The following is a 17,610-nucleotide window of genomic DNA, read 5'->3' on the forward strand; positions in this document are numbered from 1 at the left end:
AGGTGAACAAGCCGATTGCACCGTGCTACCGGAACTGCTGGCCGCCCTGCCCGAAAAGCCCGGCGCTGTGGTGGCCGATAAGGCCTACGACACGAACGCCGTGCTAGCGGCTGTGGCCGGGCAACACGCGCAAGCCGTGATTCCGCCTAAGGCCAACCGGATAGACCAGCGGGCCTATGATGAGAACCTGTATGCGGACCGCAACAAAGTCGAACGCTTCTTTGGCCGGCTTAAGGAGGCGCGGGGCTTTGCCACCCGCTACGAGAAAACCGCCACCTGCTTCTTAGCCGGCGCTCACCTGCTCGCCGCCCTCGATTGGCTCCGATGACTGTCCACACAGTCTAGTATAACCGGTTGACCCGGTAACGGAGTGGTGCTAACTGCGCAGATAGGAGTGTAATAGGTTGTTTTTCAAGGCAATGAGCACAGGCAGAGGTGCTTAAAGAAAACGTGTGGATTAAAATAGTATTAAAACTACTTTTAAAGATAGTATTGCTTTGATTTTGAATCTGCATATGATACTTTTAGCCGTTCTATCTCATTTCCAACTTCCTATGAACCAGTTCAAAAAGAGCCTGTTAATCCTATTTGTCTGCCTGTTTAGCGCCGTCGCAGCCCTGGCTGATAATCCCGATGCCGTAGTGGGCGTGTGGAAAAACGGGGAGGGCACGGGCATGATTCAGATTTACAAAAGCGGCGATAAGTACTTTGGTCGGCTGGTGTGGCTGAAAGTGCCCAACAACCCCGATGGTACCCCCCGCACTGATGTCAACAACCCCGATGAAGCGGCCCGCAAAAAGCCCCTGAAAGGCCTTGTGAACATGCGCAGCTTCACCTATGCCGGCGACAATAAATGGGAAGCTGGCAACATTTATGACCCCAAAAACGGCAGCGACTACTCCTGCGAGATGACGCTCGTGGACCCCAATACGCTGGAAGTACGCGGCTTTATCGGTGTGTCGCTTTTCGGCCGCACCGACGTTTGGAAGCGGCAGGTAAAGAAGTAATCGATGCAGCCTCTCTTCCACTTCCTGCTGCCCGGGGCCTTGTTGGTCCTGGGTTCTGTATTCGCCGCGCCGGTCTGTGCCCAGGACCTACCCACTCCCTCCGACTCGTTGGACGTTGAGGACTTTAGCAGCTTTGGCAATGCCGATGCCAGCGCCAACCGCCCCTACGCCAGCCAGAAGGTGCTGTTGCAAAGCCCCACCAAACTCATTTCGGTGGGCTATGAAGGACAGGGGCACTTCGACTTCAACTCGGTAGGTCCGCACCGCCAGCTGTTCGTGCCCCGCCCCGAACCTAACCCGACTGGCTCCGAACCGACGGCCTCCACCGAGTTGGATGAGCGGGTAAACCGTTTCGGGGGACTGCGGCTGGGCTTCAACGCGCCGGTTATTTCTAACTCGAAGCTGATTTTGAACTTGGGCCTCACGTACTGGAATACGGACGTGAACATCAATAATCCCCGTACTTCGTCGCTGTTTACCGGGCTGAACAGGGGGCTGCGTTCAACAGGCTTCAACGCTACGGTTTTTCGGCCCCTCAATGAGAAGAACTACCTGCTGGTGCAGGGCAACATCGACCTGAACGGAACCTACCGCAACTTCGACGATGTGAGCAGCAAAGGACTTACGTACAGCGGCACGGCTATTTACGGCTGGAAACCGACCGAAAGCTACATGTGGGGGCTGGGCGTTACGCGCACCTACCGGGCCGGACAGCTGCTGCATATTCCGGTGGTGTACTATTTCCGCACCTTCAGCCCTAAGTGGGGGGTAGAGGCTATTTTCCCGGCCCGCGTGAACCTGCGCCGCAGCTTCGGGGCAAATTCGCTGCTCATGCTCGGCTACGAGATAGAGGGCAACGCCTACTACCTCGGGTCGGTTAACGGGCAGGACATGTACCTGCGCCGGGGCGAGCTGAAGCCGCGCCTCACCTACGAGCGCAAGCTCACCGGATTCGTGTGGCTCTCGGCGCAGGCAGGCTACCGCTATAACTACCGCTTCGACGCCTTCAGTACCCAAAACCCGGAAGGGAACGACAACCCGGTGTTCACCAACACACTGACCAACCCGCTCTACTTCAACCTGAGTATCAATCTGGTTAGCCCTTAGCCCTGCGGCTCCGCTAACTTCTATTCCAGCTGACAACACATTTTCCGCATGTGGAGCTGGTTTCGGGCCACGCCTGCTGCAACGGGCGTGGCCCTTCTGCGCGCCCGCTGGCGGCGGTCAGAAATATACCCACCATGTTCTGGATATACCCCTGAAAAGAGAACTTGTACTCTTAGAACTGCCGATGGAACCTTATGTGCTATCCATCGGCAGGTTGTGCTGAATTTAGACGGGTATCAATTCGCGTACGGCGTCGGCCACGCGCCGCAAGTGGGTTTCCGTCATGGCCGAGCCGGAGGGCAGACAGATGCCGCGGGTAAATAAATCGGTACAAACTGCGCCGCCGAATACAGGCACGCCGGCGAAAAGTGGCTGCAGGTGCAGCGGTTTCCAGAGCGGGCGGCTTTCCACGTTGTGGGTTTCGAGGTGCAGGCGCAGTTGTTCGGGCGTAATACTGGTTTCGGCCGGGCTGAGGAGCAGGCAGCTGAGCCAGCGGTTGGAGCGCCCCCCGGCCGGCTCGGCGGGGCCGAAGGACAAGCCGGGCAGGCCCTGGAGCTTGTCCTGATACCAGGCGTAAATTTCGCGGCGCTTCTTCACGCGGTCATCCAGCAGGCCCATCTGGCCCCGGCCGATGCCCGCGAGCAGGTTGCTGAGGCGGTAGTTGTAGCCCAACTCCGAGTGCTGGTAGTGAGGTGCGTCGTCGCGGGCCTGGGCAGACCAAGCGCGGGCTTTGGCAGCCCAAGCGGCGTTGTTGGTCACGAGCATGCCGCCGCCGCTGGTCGTCAGGATTTTGTTGCCATTGAAGGAAAACACGCCCACGGCTCCGAACGAGCCCAGCGGCCGGCCTTCGTAGGTAGAGCCCAGGGCTTCGGCCGCATCTTCGAGCACCGGCACGCCGAACTCTTCGGCCAGCGCCAGAATTTCGCGCAGCCGGCAGGGCATGCCGTACAGATGCACCACGATGAGGGCGCGGGGCTGGCGGTTCTGGCGGCGGCGGTCTTCCAGGGCCTCACGCAGCCGGTTGGGGCACATGTTCCAGGTTTCGGCTTCGCTGTCGATAAATACCGGCGTGGCCCCGAGGTAGGTGATGGGGTTGGCCGTGGCCACGAACGTGAACGAGGGGCACAGCACTTCATCACCCGGCCCTACACCCAGCAGCCGCAACCCGAGGTGGATGGCGGCCGTGCCCGAGTTGAGGGCCAGCGCGTGCTGCGCACCGGTAAAGGCGCATACGTCCTGCTCGAAACCGTCGAGGTTGGGGCCGACCGGAGCCACCCAGTTATCCTCGATGGCCTTGTGCAGGTAGTTGAGCTCGTGGCGGCCGAGGTGGGGGGGGGAGAGGTATAGTCGGTCGTAATCCTGGCTGTTCATAGGTGGTTTTCTGGCGGAGGTTGTAGTGCGAAGCTCCAGCTTCGCGTGCCGTTGAACGACGTTGTTTGGTAGTCAGCAACGATACGCGAAGCTGGAGCTTCGCGCTACATTTCGCGCTACACGATCCGGGCCGGCACGCCCACGGCCGTGCAGTCGGCGGGTAGGTTGCGGATGGCTACGGCCCCGGCTCCAAGCACCGTGCGGGCCCCAATGCGGACTTGCTGGAGTACCGTGGCATTGGTGCCCAGGTAGGCGCCGGCTTCAAGGTGGGCGCCGCCGCCTACGTTGGCGTGGGGCATCAGCGAGCAGAAGTCGTCCAGCACGGCATCGTGGCCCACGGTGCCGCCCAGGTTTAGCAGCACATGGCGGCCCAGGCGGATATCGGTGGTAAGAATGCAGCCCTGCGTGATAATGCAGCCGGCTCCAATCTGCAGGTGCTGGAATGATTCGGTGCTGACGCCAGGATGAATGAGGACGGGGAAGTGGAGTTGCGGCGAGGTGAGGCGGGCCACCACGGCTGCCCGGCTGGCGCTGCTGCCCACGGCTACGGCCACGGCCAGCGGCTCGGGCGTGGCGTTCAGGTCGGCGGCTGTGCCAAGGTAGCGCAGGCCATGAATAAGGTCGGTGGCGGGCGGCTGGTCGTCGTAGAAGCCCACCAGGTCCCAGGCGGGGGCCACGGCGTTAAGCTGCCGCAGCAGTACCAGCACCTCGCGGCCCAGTCCGCCGGCCCCGAAAATGGCCAGCCGACGCGGCGTTTCGGGTTGGGGTGGGGCCGAAGGGACCGGTGTGGCGGCGCTGTTGGAAAGTTGCACAGTTAGCTGGGAGAATTGAAATCAGAAGAAGAAGCCGGTGTGCCGGTGAAGGCCGTGGCCGTAGCCTGGCCGGGGGCGGCAATACCGCGCGCGCCGAGCACCCGGGCCACGGTGCGCCCCAAAATGCGCAAATCCAGCCAGAAAGAAAGGTGTTCGACGTACCAGACGTCAAACGCAAACTTTTGTTCCCAGCTCAGGGCATTGCGGCCGTTCACCTGGGCCCAGCCCGTAATACCGGGGCGCACCGTATGGCGGCGGGCCTGCTCGGGCGAATACAGCGGCAGATACTGCACCAGCAGCGGCCGCGGGCCCACCAGGCTCAGCTCGCCGCTCAGCACGTTCCAGAGCTGGGGGAGCTCGTCGAGGGAGGTCGCCCGTACCCAGCGGCCCAGCCGCGGCAGCCGGGCTGCATCGGGCAGCAGCTGGCCGCTGGCATCGTGGCGGTCGGGCATGGTCTGGAGCTTGTAGAAGTTGAATACCCGACCCTGGTACCCCGGCCGGGGCTGGCGGAACAACCACGGCCCGCCGTTCTGGACGGCCAGCGCCAGGGCCACCGGCAGCAGCAGCGGCGCGGCCAGCAGCAGAGCCGGGGCAGCCAGCGCCACATCGAGCAGGCGCTTGCCGCGGCGGGCATACCAGCTGGTTGCGGAGCTGTTAGCTGGTAGCTGATAGCTGTTAGCTTTCGTTGGGCGAGCCAAGGCGTGGTGGGGTGGATGGGATGAAAAGGGTGGCCGTAACGTATCGGAATATAGGGCCAGCAGTTGTTTATAACCTGAAAACTGCGGATTCCTGCCAGAACTTCGAATATTGCATACCGTTTCAATCCCAAAGCTAACAGCTAATAGCTAGCAGCTAACAGCTCCAATGAAATGCTCGTCTTTCCTAACGCCAAGCTCAACCTGGGCCTCTACATCACCAGCCTCCGGCCCGACGGATTCCGCAACCTCGAATCGGTGTTTGTGCCGCTGCCTTGGTGCGACGCCTTCGAGGTGCTACCCGCCCCTGCCGGGGCCGAAACCAGCCTTAGCTTCAGCGGCCTGCCTATTCCGGGCGAGCCGGAAACCAACCTGTGCCGGCGCGCCTACGAGCTGCTGGCCACTGATTTCGACCTGCCGCCGGTGCGGCTGCACCTGCACAAAGACGTGCCCATCGGGGCCGGGCTGGGCGGTGGTTCGGCCGATGCGGCTTTCGCCCTCAAGGCTATCAACAGCCAGTTCGACCTGAAGCTGCCACCCGAGCAACTCGAAAGCTACGCCCGCCGCCTGGGCTCCGACTGCGCCTTTTTCATCCGCAACGAGCCGGTTTTTGCTTACTCGCGGGGCGACATGTTTGATGATTTTGCTCTCGACCTGCGCGGCACGCCGGCGTTGGTCGTGTACCCCAACCTGCACATTAGCACGGCCGAAGCGTATGCCCGCGTGGTGCCCCGCACCCCGTGCCACGACCTGCGCCAAAGCCTCGCCCAGCCCATGGCTAACTGGCGTACCACCGTCAGCAACGATTTTGAAGAGGCTCTGATGCCGACTTATCCGGTACTGGCTGAGGTGAAGCAGCAACTCTACGCCGCTGGCGCTACCTACGCCAGCCTTTCGGGCTCGGGCTCGGCCGTGTACGGGCTGTTTCCGGAGCTGCCCCAGGTGCCGGAGCTACACTGGCCGACGGGCTACACGGTCTGGAGCGGGCAGTTGTAAGGGCGTGCTGCGTCCTTACGTAAGAGCCGGATTTCGCTTGAGCAGCCGGCGCTTGTCCCAACGGTCGAGTAGCGGGTGAATAAGCACGCTGACGAGGATAATGGCGGTGCCGGCATAGAAGCCGGGCGAAAGTTTCTCTTCCTCGAAGCCCGCCACGCCCCACGAATACAGGCCCACGGCCAGGATGATGCCGTACACGGGTTCGAGGTTGATGGTGAGGTTGACCACGAAGGCCGACAGGCGCTTCATCAGCTCCACCGAGGCCGAGAAGGCGTACACGGTACACACGCCGGCCAGCAGCGCCAGCCATAGCCAGTCGGAGCCGTGCAGGGCCAGCTGCAGGCCCCGGCCGTTGGTGAAATAGTGGCTGTAGAGCGGCAGGAACAGCGCGATGCTCAGGCAGGCACCTACCATCTCATAGAGCGTCAGCTTCAGGGGCGGATGCTTTTTTACCAGCTTGGAGTTGATTACGCTGAACAGCGCCGATAGCCCGGCGGATAGTATCGCCACGCCCAGCCCCAGCAGTTGCCCCAGCTCGGCCTGCGATACAATGTAGAGGCCCACCATCGTAAGCAGCCCCAGCGCCACCTCGTAGCCGCGCACTTTGCGCCACAGCACCAGCGGCTCCAGCAACGACGTCCAGAGGGCCAGCGTGGCCATGCCCGCCAGGCTCACGCTCACCGAGGAAAGCCGGGCCGAGAGGAAGAACGTAATCCAGTGGGCGGCCACGATAGCGCCCACGCCCAGCAGCCGTAGCACGTCGGCGGCCGGCATGCGCCAGGGGCGGCGCCGCACCAGCAGCAGCCCCAGCAGCCCCACGCTCGCCAGGCCCGTGCGCCAGAATACCAGCTCGACCGGCGGCACCGTAATCAGCTTGCCCAGAATGGCCGTGAAGCCCCAGAGCAACACGATAAAATGCAGGCGTAGATAGTCTTTCAAGCGGTGAAATGGTGAGGGGGTGAAATGATGGGTTTGATGTTCGGGAAGGAGAGGGTAAGAGGCCATCCTGTCATCCTGAGCGGAGCAAAAGGCCCCCCTAACGCTGCCACAGTTGTGCTGACGTGAGAAGGTCCTTCGCTCCGCTCAGGATGACAGGGCGTGAATCTACTTCATCTACTGCGGTATCACCTTGTAGAGCACCGCCCCGATGGTGGTGAACACGATGCTCGGGACCCAGGCGGCCAGCAGGGGCGAGAGGGTGCCGACGGCGGCCAGGTTGCGGCTTAAAATCACGAAGATGATAAACACGAAGGCCAGCACGAAGCCCAGCGCAATCTGGCCGCCCACGCCGGCACGGCTCTTGCGGGCGCTCATGATCACCCCAATTACCGTGAGGATGAACATGGCGTAGGGGTAGGCAAACCGCTCGTATTTCTCGCTCAGGTACACTTGGGTGTCGTCGGCGCCGCGGGCTATTTTGGTGTTGATGTAGCGGTTGAGCTCGGGCAGCGTGAGGGTTTCGGCCAGGCGGTAGGTGCTGGCGAAATCCTTGGGGAACAGGTTGAGCGTGGTGTCGCGGGCGGCCAGGGTTTTGAGGCTTTCCTTTTCGCCGGCGAAAGTGCGCACCAGCTGGGGCGTCAGGTGCCAGGCCTGCTTGGTCGAGTCCCAGGTGATGGCCTCGGCCGTGAGCCGGCGCTTGAGCAGCTGCCCGTCGATGGTTTCGAGCGCGAACTTGTAGCCCACATTGTTCACGTTGTCGTAGCTCTCCATGAACGCATAGTCCTGGGGGCCGATTTTAAAGTGCACGTTGCGCCCGCTGAACCGGTAGGGGTTTTTGATGTATTTCTTCTCGAACTCGACCCGCGTTTTGTTGGCAATCGGAATCAGCCAGCCCGTCATGGCCATGGTGAGCAGGCCCAGAATGGCGCTGCCCATAATGTAGGGCAGCAGAAACCGCTTGAAGCTGATGCCCGAGGCCAGCATGGCCACCACCTCGGTGCGCGCGGCCAGCTGGGCCGTTACGAACACCACCGCAATAAACACCGTGATGGGCGAGAGCAGGTTGGCGAAGTACGGGAACAGGTTCAGGTAGTACTCCGTCAGAATCTGCCACGCGCCCAGGTCGTGCTGAATGAAGTCGTCGTTCTTCTCCGTGAAGTCAATCACGCAGATAACCGACACGAGCAGCACCACCGTGAAGAAAAACGCGGTGAGAAACTTCGTGATGATGTACTTATCGAGAATCTTCAACTTAGTGCTTCGTTGTTAGAGGCCGGCCAACCCAGATTCCCAGGGCTGAAGCCCAGGGCTATTCAGCGTTCTGATGAACCTGCTCCGTAGCCCAGGGCTTCAGCCCTGGGAATCTGGGGCCAGCCTACAATCTAGTCATCAGCTTCTTTACCATCACGTCCTTCCACTCCCGAAACGTACCGGCCAGGATTTGCGCGCGGGCCTGCTTCACGAGCCAGAGGTAGAAGGTGAGGTTGTGGATGGAGGCAATCTGGGGGCCGAGCATTTCCTTGCTGTGGAACAGGTGGCGCACGTAGCTGCGCGAGTAAAACGTGCTTACGTAGCCGCCCAGCTCGGCGTCAATCGGCTCAAAATCCTCGGCCCACTTGCGGGCCGCCAGGTTCATGATGCCCTGGGTGGTGTACACCAGGCCGTTGCGGGCATTGCGGGTGGGCATCACGCAGTCGAACATATCTACGCCCAACGCAATATTTTCGAGGATATTGGCCGGCGTGCCCACGCCCATCAGGTAGCGGGGCTTGTCTTTGGGCAGAATGTCGCAGACCAGCTCGGTCATCTCGTACATCATGTCGGCTGGCTCGCCCACGCTCAGGCCCCCAATGGCGTTGCCCTCGCGGCCCTGCTCGGCCACAAACTCGGCCGATTTAATGCGCAGGTCCTTGAACGTGGAACCCTGCACAATTGGGAACAGCGTTTGGGAGTAGCCATAGTGGCCCTCGGTGCTGTCGAAACGCTGGATGCAGCGCTTGAGCCAGCGGTGGGTCATGTCGAGCGAGCGGGCGGCGTAGTCGTACTCGCAGGGCCAGGGCGTACACTCGTCGAAGGCCATCATAATATCGGCCCCGATGGTGCGCTGAATGTCCATCACGCCCTCGGGCGTAAACAGGTGCTGGGAGCCATCGACGTGCGAGCGAAACTTGACGCCCTCCTCTTTTATTTTGCGCGTGTTGCTGAGCGAGTACACCTGGTAGCCGCCCGAATCGGTGAGAATGGGCCGGTCCCAGCCGTTGAATTTGTGCAGCCCGCCGGCCTGCCGGATAATGTCGAGGCCGGGGCGCAGGTACAGGTGGTAGGTGTTGCCGAGAATAATCTGGGCGTTGATGTCGTCTTTGAGGTCGCGCTGCTGCACAGCTTTCACGGTGCCGGCCGTGCCCACGGGCATAAAAATGGGCGTTTCAATGGAGCCGTGGTCGGTGTGGACTACCCCGGCGCGGGCCTTGGAGTGCGGGTCAGTCGTGAGGAGGTCGAAGGTCATTACAGGAAGAAGCTAGGAGCCAGAAGGTAGGAGCTAGAAGCAAGAAGTGAGAAACCGGCTCGCAGGCCCTGCTTCTGTCTTCTCGCTTCTAACTCCTGGCTTCTTCCTGCAAAGGTACTCCGAATGCCTACTTTTGCGGCTTCTCAACCCATTATGTTGCTTTCTTACTCCCCGGCTCTGGGGCTGCTACTGGCGGCCGTGCTGGTGCAGCTCTACTACGCCGTCTACTACTTCCGGGCCTTTGCCGCCCGCCCGCCCGAGCCTGCCGCTGCTGCTGCCGCCGACCAGCCGGTTTCGGTGCTCGTGTGTGCCCGCAACGAGCACGCCAACCTGGTGCGCCTGCTGCCGCTGCTGCTGAGCCAGGACTATCCCGCCGACTTACTGGAAATCATCCTCATCGACGACCGCTCGACCGATGGTTCGGGCGAGCTGGCCGCGCAGTATCCGGGCGTGCGCCTCGTGACCATCCGCAGCACGCCGGCCGGCCTGGCCCCCAAGAAATACGCCCTCACGCTGGGCCTCAAAACCGCCCGCTACGAGCGGCTGCTCTTCACCGATGCCGACTGCATTCCGGCCACCAACCAGTGGGTGCGGTATATGCAGCGCGGCTTCAGCCAGCCGGCCGGGCTGGTGCTCGGCTACTCGGCCTACGTGCCCGAGCCGGGGTTTTTAAACAAGCTGGTTCGATTCGAAACCCTGCTCACGGGCGCGCAGTACCTCTCGTTTGCGTGGCGCGGCCGGCCCTACATGGGCGTGGGCCGCAACCTGGGCTATACCCGGGCCGTGTTCCACTCCACCAAAGGCTTTGCCTCCCACATCCGCACCCTCAGCGGCGACGATGATTTGCTGGTGCAGGACGCGGTGGCGGCCGGGGCGCGAGTGGCCGTAGTGGCCCAGCCGGGCGCCCACACGCTCAGCGAAGCCGCCGAAACCTGGGGCGCGTGGTGGCGGCAGAAACGGCGCCACCTTTCGGCCGGAAAACAGTACCGGCTGGCCGACCGGATACGGCTGGGAGCATTCATCGGGGCCAACCTGCTGTACTACGGCACGGCAGTCGTCTTGCTGTTTTCTCCCGCCAATTGGGTACCTTTGGCTATCTTGTGCCTGTTGCGAACCGTGCTCGTCGGGGCCGTTTATCAGCAGCTCAACCGTCGGCTCGAAGGGCAGCTGCCGACCGCCGCGCTGCCGCTGCTCGATGCCGCGTATTTCGTAACTTACCTAGCTCTGGGAATTTCCCTATTCCTTAACCGCTCGCTCCGATGGAAGTAAACCAGGAAAAACAGTTTTCCGCCAAAGCCAAGCACGATTTCAAGCTGATTCGGGCCGCCGTTGAAAACAACGACGAAAAGGCCTACGCCGAGCTGATGCAGATTTATAAGAAGCCGGTGTACCACGTCGTGCTGAAGATGGTGCGCAACACCGACGACGCCGACGACCTCACGATTGAGGCCTTCGCCAAGGCGTTCAAAAACCTGCACAAGTTCAATCCCGAGTTTGCCTTCAGCACCTGGCTGTTCCGCATCGCTACCAACAACTGCATCGATTTTATCCGCAAGAATAAAATCAAAACGATGTCGATTGACTCGGCCATCAAGATTGACAACGGCGACGAAATCACCATCGACTTCCGCGACCAGAACCTGAACCCGCAGGAAACGACCATCAAAAATCAGAAAATCGAAATCATGCAGCACGTGGTGTCGCGGCTGCCCGATAAATACCAGCGCCTCGTGACGCTCCGCTATTTCGACGAACTGAGCTACGAGGAAATTGCCACCGAGCTCAAAGCCCCCCTCGGCACCGTAAAAGCCCAGCTCCACCGTGCCCGCGAGCTGCTCTACGACATGGTGAAAGGCAAAAAGGAAATTATTTAAAGGGAGGAGTCAGGAGATAGAAGCCAGGAATTAGAATCCGGCCTGTCATCCTGACGAAGGAAGGACCTTATTACGAAAGCACAAACCGTTGTTACGGGGAGACTTTTGTAATAAGGTCCTTCCTTCGTCAGGATGACAGCCTTTCTTTTACTTCAGCTTCTGACTCTTGGCTTCTAGCTCCTAGCTTCTCAAAGAAATGAACCTGCTCGACCACTACTTCCCCCAGCTCACCGACCAGCAGCGCCGGCAGTTTGCCCAGCTCGAAACCGAGTTTCGCAACTGGAACGAGCGCCTCAACCTGATAGCCCGCTCCGACGTGGACAACCTTGCCGAGCGCCACATCCTGCACTCGCTCGGCATTGCCCGAGTGGTAGCGTTTGCGCCCGGCTCGTCGGTGCTCGACGTGGGCACCGGCGGGGGCCTGCCGGGCCTGCCGCTGGCCATTCTGTTTCCCGAGGTGAAGTTTCACCTAGTCGACAGCATCGGCAAGAAGATAAAAGCCGTTCAGGACATGGCCGAAACGCTGCACCTGACCAACGTGACGGCCGAGCAAATTCGCGCCGAGCAGCTCTCCGCCAAGTACGACTACATCGTAAGCCGCGCCGTGGCCCGCCTGGCCACCTTCCACACCTGGATTGCCCACCGCTACAAGCCCCGCGCCGAAGCTGCTTCCAACAGTGGCCTCTACTATCTCAAAGGCGGTGACCTGACCGAGGAAATTGCCGAGTCCGGCCTCCAGGCCCAGGTAACGGATTTGAGCGACTTCTTCGTGGAGGATTTCTTTGAGACGAAGAAGGTAGTGGTGGTGCCTGTGTAGGGTTTGCAACGCTTTCTGTATGCCCGATTGTAAGAGGCTATGGGAGCTACGCAGCGTATCCAAAGTGCCTGTTTAATTAGGCAAAGTGCTGATGAATAAGCGGTGTTTATACCGTGCTTACAGTGAATTTAAAGAGTGAAAGTAAGTTCGTGAAATGATAGAATGAGGGTCGCTCTCACCGATTCGGAACGCCAGCACCTGTACTGTACCAGCTGCTAACGTAGTGGCGCGCCGACGAGAGCTACGTTAGGGTAACCACGGCCGGGCTGGCGGCCCTGAGCTGGGAGAACTGGCTTTGTACCGACGCACAGACCGTTGGCGCATAGCTCCGGCCCCACGGGGGCGTACCAACTCGATGCCGCCAGACTCTAAGGCCTGCTTTTCGGGTTAGAGACCTTTATGCGGCGCGCGACGGGGCGGCCCCGCCCGCCGCTGGCCGCCATACGGGCTCCGGGGTTCCCGCCTGAACGCCTACCTTTGCCGGATATGAAGCGCCTGTTGCTCCTGTTATTAAGTCTGCACCTGTTGGCCGTGAGCTGCCTGCCGGGCGGCAACGCGCAGGAACTGGCGGAAGCCCCGGCTTTGTGGCAGCACCACAACCAAGACCATGCGGCCAGCGACCTGGCGGATTTCTTCTACGACCATTTTCTGGCCGCCGCCCACACCCACCATGACACCGGCGGGGCCAACAAGCACCAGTCGCTGCCCTTTCATCATGTCCACGACTACGCGGCTCCGGCCGTATTCCTGCCGCCGGTAGCCGCGCGGTGGGCCTTGCTGGTTGCCCCGGCCTGGTCGGCGCTCAGCGCCAGCCGCCCGGCACCGGCCGTGCTGGCCACCCATCCGGGCATGGCCCGCCGGTGCTGGCAGCCTCCCCAAGCCTGAATCAACCCCCGCTTTTCTGGGTAACGCCTCCTCTTGGTCCTGTCGCTACGCGGCAGCCGGCCGGGGTGCGGGCGTCTTATTGATTCAGCCAACTTCTTCATGCTTGATTCCATTATTCGCTTCTCTATCGGCCATAAGCTGCTGATAGGGTTGCTGACCCTGGCCTTGGTGGCCTGGGGCGGCTACTCGGTGCTGCACCTACCCATCGATGCCGTGCCCGACATCACCAACAACCAGGTGCAGGTCATCACCCAAACCCCCTCGCTGGGCGCGCCCGACGTGGAACGGCTCGTTACCTTTCCCATCGAGCAGGCCATTGCCACCATCCCCGACGTGCGGGAGGTGCGCTCGTTTTCCCGCTTCGGCCTCTCGGTCGTCACCATTGTCTTTCCCGACGCCACGGATATATACTGGGCCCGCAACCAGATTACCGAGCGACTCAAGGAGGCCGAGCGGCAGATTCCGCCCGGCGCGGGCACGCCCGAGCTGGCCCCGGTCACGACGGGGCTGGGCGAGATTTACCAGTATGTGCTGCACCCGAAAAAGGGCTACAAAAAGCAGTTCTCGCCCACCGAGCTGCGCACGGTGCAGGACTGGCTGGTACGCCGGCAGCTGCTGGGCACGCCCGGCGTGGCCGATGTGAGCAGCTTCGGCGGCAATATCAAGCAGTACGAAGTGGCCGTGGAGCCCGAGCGCCTGCGGGCCTACAACGTTAGCATTGGGGAGCTGTTCGCGGCTCTGGAGCAGAACAACCAGAACACCGGCGGGGCCTACATCGACAAGAACCCGGCGGCCTATTTCATCCGCACCGAGGGCTTGGTGGGCTCGCTGGAAGACGTGGGCCGCATCGTCGTTAAAGCCCCGCCGGCGGGGGGCGGCGTGCCCGTGCTGGTGCGCGACGTGGCCGAAGTACGCTTCGGCCACGCCGTGCGCTACGGCCTGATGACGCGCAACCAGGAGGGCGAAGTGGTGGGCGGGCTGGTACTCATGCTCAAAGGGGCCAACTCCTCCGAAGTCATTAAAGCCGTGAAGCAGCGCATGGCCGTTATCGAGCAGACGCTGCCCGAAGGCCTGGTGATTGAGCCGTTTCTGGACCGCACCAAGCTGGTGGACCAGGCCATTGGTACGGTGAGCAAAAACCTGGCGGAAGGCGCGCTTATCGTCATTTTTGTGCTCGTGCTGTTTCTGGGCAACTGGCGCGCCGGGCTGGTGGTGGCCTCGGTCATTCCGCTGGCCATGCTCTTCGCCATCAGCCTGATGCGGGTGTTTGGCGTGTCGGGCAACCTGCTGAGCCTGGGCGCTATCGACTTCGGGCTGATTGTGGACGGGGCCGTGATTATCGTGGAGGCCATCGTGCATCGGCTGGCCACGCTAAACCGGCCGGCCGGCGCGCTGGCGCTCAACGGCGAGGAAATGGACGAAGAAGTGTACCAGGCATCGAGCAAAATCCGCTCGTCGGCCGCGTTCGGCGAAATCATCATCCTGATTGTGTACCTGCCGCTGCTGGCGCTGGGTGGCATCGAAGGCAAGATGTTCCGGCCCATGGCCCAGACCGTGGCCTTTGCCATTCTGGGAGCCTTTATTCTGAGCCTGACTTATGTGCCGATGCTCTCGGCGCTGGCCCTGAGCCGCAACACCGACCACCAGCCCAACCTGTCCGACCGGGTGCTGGGCAACCTGGCCCGGCGCTACCAACGCGTGGTAGATTGGGCATTAGGAGCCAAAGCCTTGATTCTGGGCACCGCGCTGGCCTTATTCGTGGGTGCGCTGCTGCTGTTTGGCACCCTGGGCGGCGAGTTTATTCCGACGCTGGAAGAAGGCGACTTCGCCGTGGAAACCCGGGTGCTGCCCGGCTCGTCCATCACCTACACCGCCGAAAAAGCCCAGCAGGCGGCGGGCATCCTCCTCAAAAACTTCCCCGAAGTAAAGGAAGTGGTGGCTAAAGTAGGCTCGTCGGCCATTCCCACCGACCCCATGCCGGTGGAGGCCTGCGACCTGATTATCGTGCTCAAAGACCGAAAAGAATGGACCTCGGCCGACTCGCGGGAGGCCCTCGTGGACAAGATGTCGGCCAAGCTCAGCGCCATTCCCGGCGTCACGTTCGGCTTCCAGCAGCCCATCCAGATGCGCTTCAACGAGCTGATTTCGGGGGCCAAGCAGGACGTGGTGATTAAGATTTTCGGCGAAGACCTTCAGCAGCTCGACGACTACGCGGGCCAGGTGGGGGAGCTGGTGAAGGGCCTGCCCGGCGCCACCGACCTGTACGTGGAGCGCGCCACCGGCCAGAGCCAGCTGGTGGCCCAGGTGGACCGCGAAAAGCTGGCCCAGTACGGCCTGTCGGTGAATGACGTGAACCGCACGGTGCAGGCCGCCTTCGCCGGGGAAGTAGCCGGCCAGGTGTTCGAGAAGGAACGCCGCTTCGATTTGGTAGTGCGCCTGAAGGAGGACGCCCGCCAGGATATCAGCAACCTGCGCCAGCTCTTCATTGCCGCCCCCGACGGCCGGCAGGTGCCGCTGGAGCAGGTGGCGAAAGTGTCCCTGGTTTCCGGCCCCAGCCAGATTCAGCGCGACGATGCTAAGCGGCGCGTTATCGTGGGCTTCAACGTGCGGGGCCGCGACGTGGAAAGCCTGGTGCAGCAGGTGCAGCAGCGCATTGACAAGCAAATGAAGTTTGCGCCCGGCTACTACGTCACCTACGGCGGGCAGTTCGAGAACCTGCAATCGGCCCGCGCCCGGCTGCTGCTGGCCGTGCCGGTGGCGCTGCTGCTCATCTTCGTACTACTCTACGCCACCTTTAACTCTGTCAGCCAGTCGGTGATGATTTTTACCGCCATTCCTCTTTCGGCCATCGGCGGGGTGCTGGCGCTGTGGCTGCGCGGGATGCCGTTCAGCATCTCGGCCGGCGTGGGCTTCATTGCCCTGTTCGGGGTGGCTGTGCTCAACGGCATCGTGCTCATCGGCTACTTCAACCAACTCAAGCAGGAAGGCATCACCGACCTGCGGGCCCGCATTCTCGAAGGCACCCACGTGCGGCTGCGGCCGGTGCTGATGACGGCCACCGTGGCCTCGCTGGGCTTTCTGCCGATGGCGCTGTCCAACTCGGCGGGGGGCGAGGTGCAGAAGCCGCTGGCCACCGTGGTAATTGGCGGGCTGGTGACGGCTACGCTGCTCACCCTACTAGTGCTGCCGGTGCTTTATTACCTGGAAGAAACCTGGATGGCCCGCCGGGCCGCCAAAAAAGCAGCGGCCGGCTCGTCGGCGCAGCTCGGCGTGGCTGGCCTCGTGCTACTACTGGCCGTGGGTGGGGCGTTGCTGCCCGGCCGGGCGCTGGCCCAGAATGCGGCCGGGCCTGAAATTGGGCCGCTCAACGCCTCCCAGGCGGTAGCGGCCGCCCTGGCCCAGAGCGGTACCGTGCTCGGGGCCGAGCAGCAGCTGGCCGCCCAGCAGGCGGCCGTGCGTGCCGCCCGCGACTTCGGCCGCACCACCGTGCAGGGCAACTTTGGCCAGTACAACTCGGCGCGGAAAGACAACTCGTTCACCATCAGCCAGCCGCTGGCCTGGCCGGGCTACTACGGCACACTCAGGGCCCTGGCCAAGGCCCAGGTAGCCACCCGGGAGCAGCAGCTGGCCCTGGTGCGGGCCGACGTGCGCCGCCAGGTGCGCCTGCAATACGAGGCCGCCGTGCACGCCCGCCACCGCCTGCGCACCCTGCGCGCCCAGGACAGCCTCTACACCGAGTTCGTGCGGGCCGCCCAGCTGCGCTTTCGCACCGGCGAAACGGCCCGGCTGGAAGTAGCCACGGCCCTGGTGCAGCAGGGCGAAACCCGCATTCGCCTCGCCCAAACCCGCACTGAGTATGCGGTGGCCGTGCGCCAGCTCCAGGCCCTGCTCCAACGCCCCGAGCCCGTGGCCGTGGCCGACAGCACCCTCGCGCCGCTAGTGCCCCAAATGCCAACCATCCCCGGCGACACGGCCGCCTTCGCCCGGAGTTTGCTGGCCCAGGTACTTGCCCAACAGGTGGTCGTGGCCCGCGCCGAAACCCGCGTGACGCAGGCCCAAGGCAAGCCGGGGATTAGCGTGGGCTACTTCAACCAGTCGCTCATCGGCCCGCAGCTGGTAGACGGCGTGGCCCGCAACTACGGGGCCGGCGACCGGTTTCAGGGCGTGCAGGCCACCGTGGCCGTGCCCTTGGTGCAGGGGCCGCAAAAGGCGCGGGTGCAAGCCGCTCGCCTGCAGGAAAAAGTGGCCCAGACCGGCTACGCCCGCTACCAGGCCGAGCTGGCCGGCCAGGTTGAGGCCCTGTTGCTCCAAGTCGCTGAGCAGCAGCAGCGCCTGCAATTCTACGAGCAGACCGGTCTGCCGCAGGCCGCCGTCATCACCCGCATAGCCACCAAGGCTTTTAAGGCAGGCGAGAACGGCTACACCGAATACCTGCTCAACCTGGACCGCGCCCTGCGCCTGCGCACCGACCACCTCGACGCGCTGCTGCAACACAACCAGACCGTCATCGAGCTGGACTACCTGCTAAACAGCGGCCAGTAAGCCTGTTTCGCACCCATTGATATTCTCACGTTTGTCATGCTTCGACTGCGCGGATGCCA

General features: G+C 62.3%; 15 protein-coding genes. 9 read left to right on the forward strand and 6 right to left on the reverse strand.

Annotated features, from left to right (window positions below; translation table 11 throughout):
- From BLW21_RS06810 to BLW21_RS06820, 3 genes are all read left to right on the forward strand, one after another.
- Positions 1 to 328, forward strand: a 328-nt coding sequence (locus BLW21_RS06810; protein ID WP_139255082.1) for a transposase, incomplete at its 5' end; no start/stop codon positions are given.
- Positions 329 to 554: 226 nt separating this feature from the next.
- On the forward strand, positions 555 to 1,007 hold the full coding sequence (locus BLW21_RS06815; RefSeq protein WP_092738706.1) for a DUF2147 domain-containing protein: 453 nt from the start codon (positions 555 to 557) through the stop codon (positions 1,005 to 1,007).
- A 3-nt stretch (positions 1,008 to 1,010) separates the two neighbouring features.
- Positions 1,011 to 2,114 carry a DUF6268 family outer membrane beta-barrel protein gene (locus BLW21_RS06820; protein ID WP_139255112.1) on the forward strand — a complete coding sequence of 368 codons (1,104 nt, stop codon included), beginning with the start codon at positions 1,011 to 1,013 and terminating at the stop codon, positions 2,112 to 2,114.
- A gap of 225 nt (positions 2,115 to 2,339) precedes the next feature.
- Here the strand turns inward: BLW21_RS06820 and BLW21_RS06825 are convergent, their stop codons facing one another.
- The 3 genes from BLW21_RS06825 to BLW21_RS06835 all read right to left on the reverse strand — a co-directional run bounded on the left by BLW21_RS06825 (position 2,340) and on the right by BLW21_RS06835 (position 4,995).
- Positions 2,340 to 3,485 carry a DegT/DnrJ/EryC1/StrS family aminotransferase gene (locus BLW21_RS06825; RefSeq protein WP_092738708.1) on the reverse strand — a complete coding sequence of 382 codons (1,146 nt, stop codon included), beginning with the start codon at positions 3,483 to 3,485 and terminating at the stop codon, positions 2,340 to 2,342.
- 116 nt (positions 3,486 to 3,601) lie between these two features.
- A complete protein-coding gene (locus BLW21_RS06830) occupies positions 3,602 to 4,297 on the reverse strand; it encodes an acetyltransferase (RefSeq protein ID WP_092738709.1) in 696 nt (231 codons plus the stop codon).
- Positions 4,298 to 4,299: 2 nt separating this feature from the next.
- Positions 4,300 to 4,995, reverse strand: coding sequence for a sugar transferase (locus BLW21_RS06835; protein ID WP_317040222.1), 696 nt, complete (start codon positions 4,993 to 4,995; stop codon positions 4,300 to 4,302).
- A gap of 171 nt (positions 4,996 to 5,166) precedes the next feature.
- Between BLW21_RS06835 and BLW21_RS06840 the strand changes: the two genes are divergently transcribed.
- The gene (locus BLW21_RS06840; RefSeq protein ID WP_092738710.1) at positions 5,167 to 5,988 is read left to right on the forward strand and encodes a 4-(cytidine 5'-diphospho)-2-C-methyl-D-erythritol kinase; all 822 of its coding nucleotides are present in this window, start codon (positions 5,167 to 5,169) and stop codon (positions 5,986 to 5,988) included.
- Between the two features lie 15 nt (positions 5,989 to 6,003).
- Here BLW21_RS06840 and BLW21_RS06845 read toward each other — a convergent pair whose 3' ends face one another.
- The 3 genes from BLW21_RS06845 to tgt form a co-directional block, all read right to left on the reverse strand.
- The gene (locus BLW21_RS06845; RefSeq protein WP_092738711.1) at positions 6,004 to 6,927 is read right to left on the reverse strand and encodes a DMT family transporter; all 924 of its coding nucleotides are present in this window, start codon (positions 6,925 to 6,927) and stop codon (positions 6,004 to 6,006) included.
- 174 nt (positions 6,928 to 7,101) lie between these two features.
- Positions 7,102 to 8,178 (reverse strand): LptF/LptG family permease, encoded by a 1,077-nt coding sequence (locus BLW21_RS06850; protein WP_092738712.1) that lies wholly within the window; start codon positions 8,176 to 8,178, stop codon positions 7,102 to 7,104.
- A gap of 124 nt (positions 8,179 to 8,302) precedes the next feature.
- On the reverse strand, positions 8,303 to 9,433 hold the full coding sequence (gene tgt / locus BLW21_RS06855; RefSeq protein WP_092738713.1) for a tRNA guanosine(34) transglycosylase Tgt: 1,131 nt from the start codon (positions 9,431 to 9,433) through the stop codon (positions 8,303 to 8,305).
- A 153-nt stretch (positions 9,434 to 9,586) separates the two neighbouring features.
- On the opposite strand from tgt, the gene BLW21_RS06860 reads away from it, so the two are divergent.
- From BLW21_RS06860 to BLW21_RS06880, 5 genes are all read left to right on the forward strand, one after another.
- Positions 9,587 to 10,702 carry a glycosyltransferase gene (locus BLW21_RS06860; protein ID WP_175470887.1) on the forward strand — a complete coding sequence of 372 codons (1,116 nt, stop codon included), beginning with the start codon at positions 9,587 to 9,589 and terminating at the stop codon, positions 10,700 to 10,702.
- Positions 10,693 to 11,307, forward strand: a complete 615-nt coding sequence (locus tag BLW21_RS06865) for an RNA polymerase sigma factor (protein ID WP_092738715.1) — start codon at positions 10,693 to 10,695, stop codon at positions 11,305 to 11,307. The genes BLW21_RS06860 and BLW21_RS06865 overlap by 10 nt, the downstream gene beginning before the upstream one ends.
- A 196-nt stretch (positions 11,308 to 11,503) precedes the next feature.
- Positions 11,504 to 12,124, forward strand: a complete 621-nt coding sequence (gene rsmG, locus BLW21_RS06870) for a 16S rRNA (guanine(527)-N(7))-methyltransferase RsmG (RefSeq protein ID WP_092738716.1) — start codon at positions 11,504 to 11,506, stop codon at positions 12,122 to 12,124.
- 486 nt (positions 12,125 to 12,610) lie between these two features.
- Positions 12,611 to 13,009 (forward strand): hypothetical protein, encoded by a 399-nt coding sequence (locus BLW21_RS06875; protein WP_092738717.1) that lies wholly within the window; start codon positions 12,611 to 12,613, stop codon positions 13,007 to 13,009.
- Between the two features lie 99 nt (positions 13,010 to 13,108).
- Entirely contained in the window at positions 13,109 to 17,551 is a 4,443-nt protein-coding gene (locus tag BLW21_RS06880) for a CusA/CzcA family heavy metal efflux RND transporter (protein ID WP_092738718.1), read from the forward strand.
- Positions 17,552 to 17,610: the final 59 nt, after the last annotated feature.

The sequence above is a fragment of the Hymenobacter psychrophilus genome, from assembly GCF_900107135.1.
Classification (GTDB): Bacteria; Bacteroidota; Bacteroidia; order Cytophagales; family Hymenobacteraceae; genus Hymenobacter; species Hymenobacter psychrophilus.

Bases quoted from the DNA above. Each gene is read 5' to 3' on its own strand.
- BLW21_RS06815 (WP_092738706.1), top strand. From the start codon at position 555: ATGAACCAGTTCAAAAAGAGCCTGTTAATCCTATTTGTCTGCCTGTTT.
- BLW21_RS06820 (WP_139255112.1), top strand. From the start codon at position 1,011: ATGCAGCCTCTCTTCCACTTCCTGCTGCCCGGGGCCTTGTTGGTCCTG.
- BLW21_RS06825 (WP_092738708.1), bottom strand. From the start codon at position 3,485: ATGAACAGCCAGGATTACGACCGACTATACCTCTCCCCCCCCCACCTC.
- BLW21_RS06840 (WP_092738710.1), top strand. From the start codon at position 5,167: ATGCTCGTCTTTCCTAACGCCAAGCTCAACCTGGGCCTCTACATCACC.
- tgt (WP_092738713.1), bottom strand. From the start codon at position 9,433: ATGACCTTCGACCTCCTCACGACTGACCCGCACTCCAAGGCCCGCGCC.
- BLW21_RS06860 (WP_175470887.1), top strand. From the start codon at position 9,587: ATGTTGCTTTCTTACTCCCCGGCTCTGGGGCTGCTACTGGCGGCCGTG.
- BLW21_RS06865 (WP_092738715.1), top strand. From the start codon at position 10,693: ATGGAAGTAAACCAGGAAAAACAGTTTTCCGCCAAAGCCAAGCACGAT.
- rsmG (WP_092738716.1), top strand. From the start codon at position 11,504: ATGAACCTGCTCGACCACTACTTCCCCCAGCTCACCGACCAGCAGCGC.
- BLW21_RS06875 (WP_092738717.1), top strand. From the start codon at position 12,611: ATGAAGCGCCTGTTGCTCCTGTTATTAAGTCTGCACCTGTTGGCCGTG.
- BLW21_RS06880 (WP_092738718.1), top strand. From the start codon at position 13,109: ATGCTTGATTCCATTATTCGCTTCTCTATCGGCCATAAGCTGCTGATA.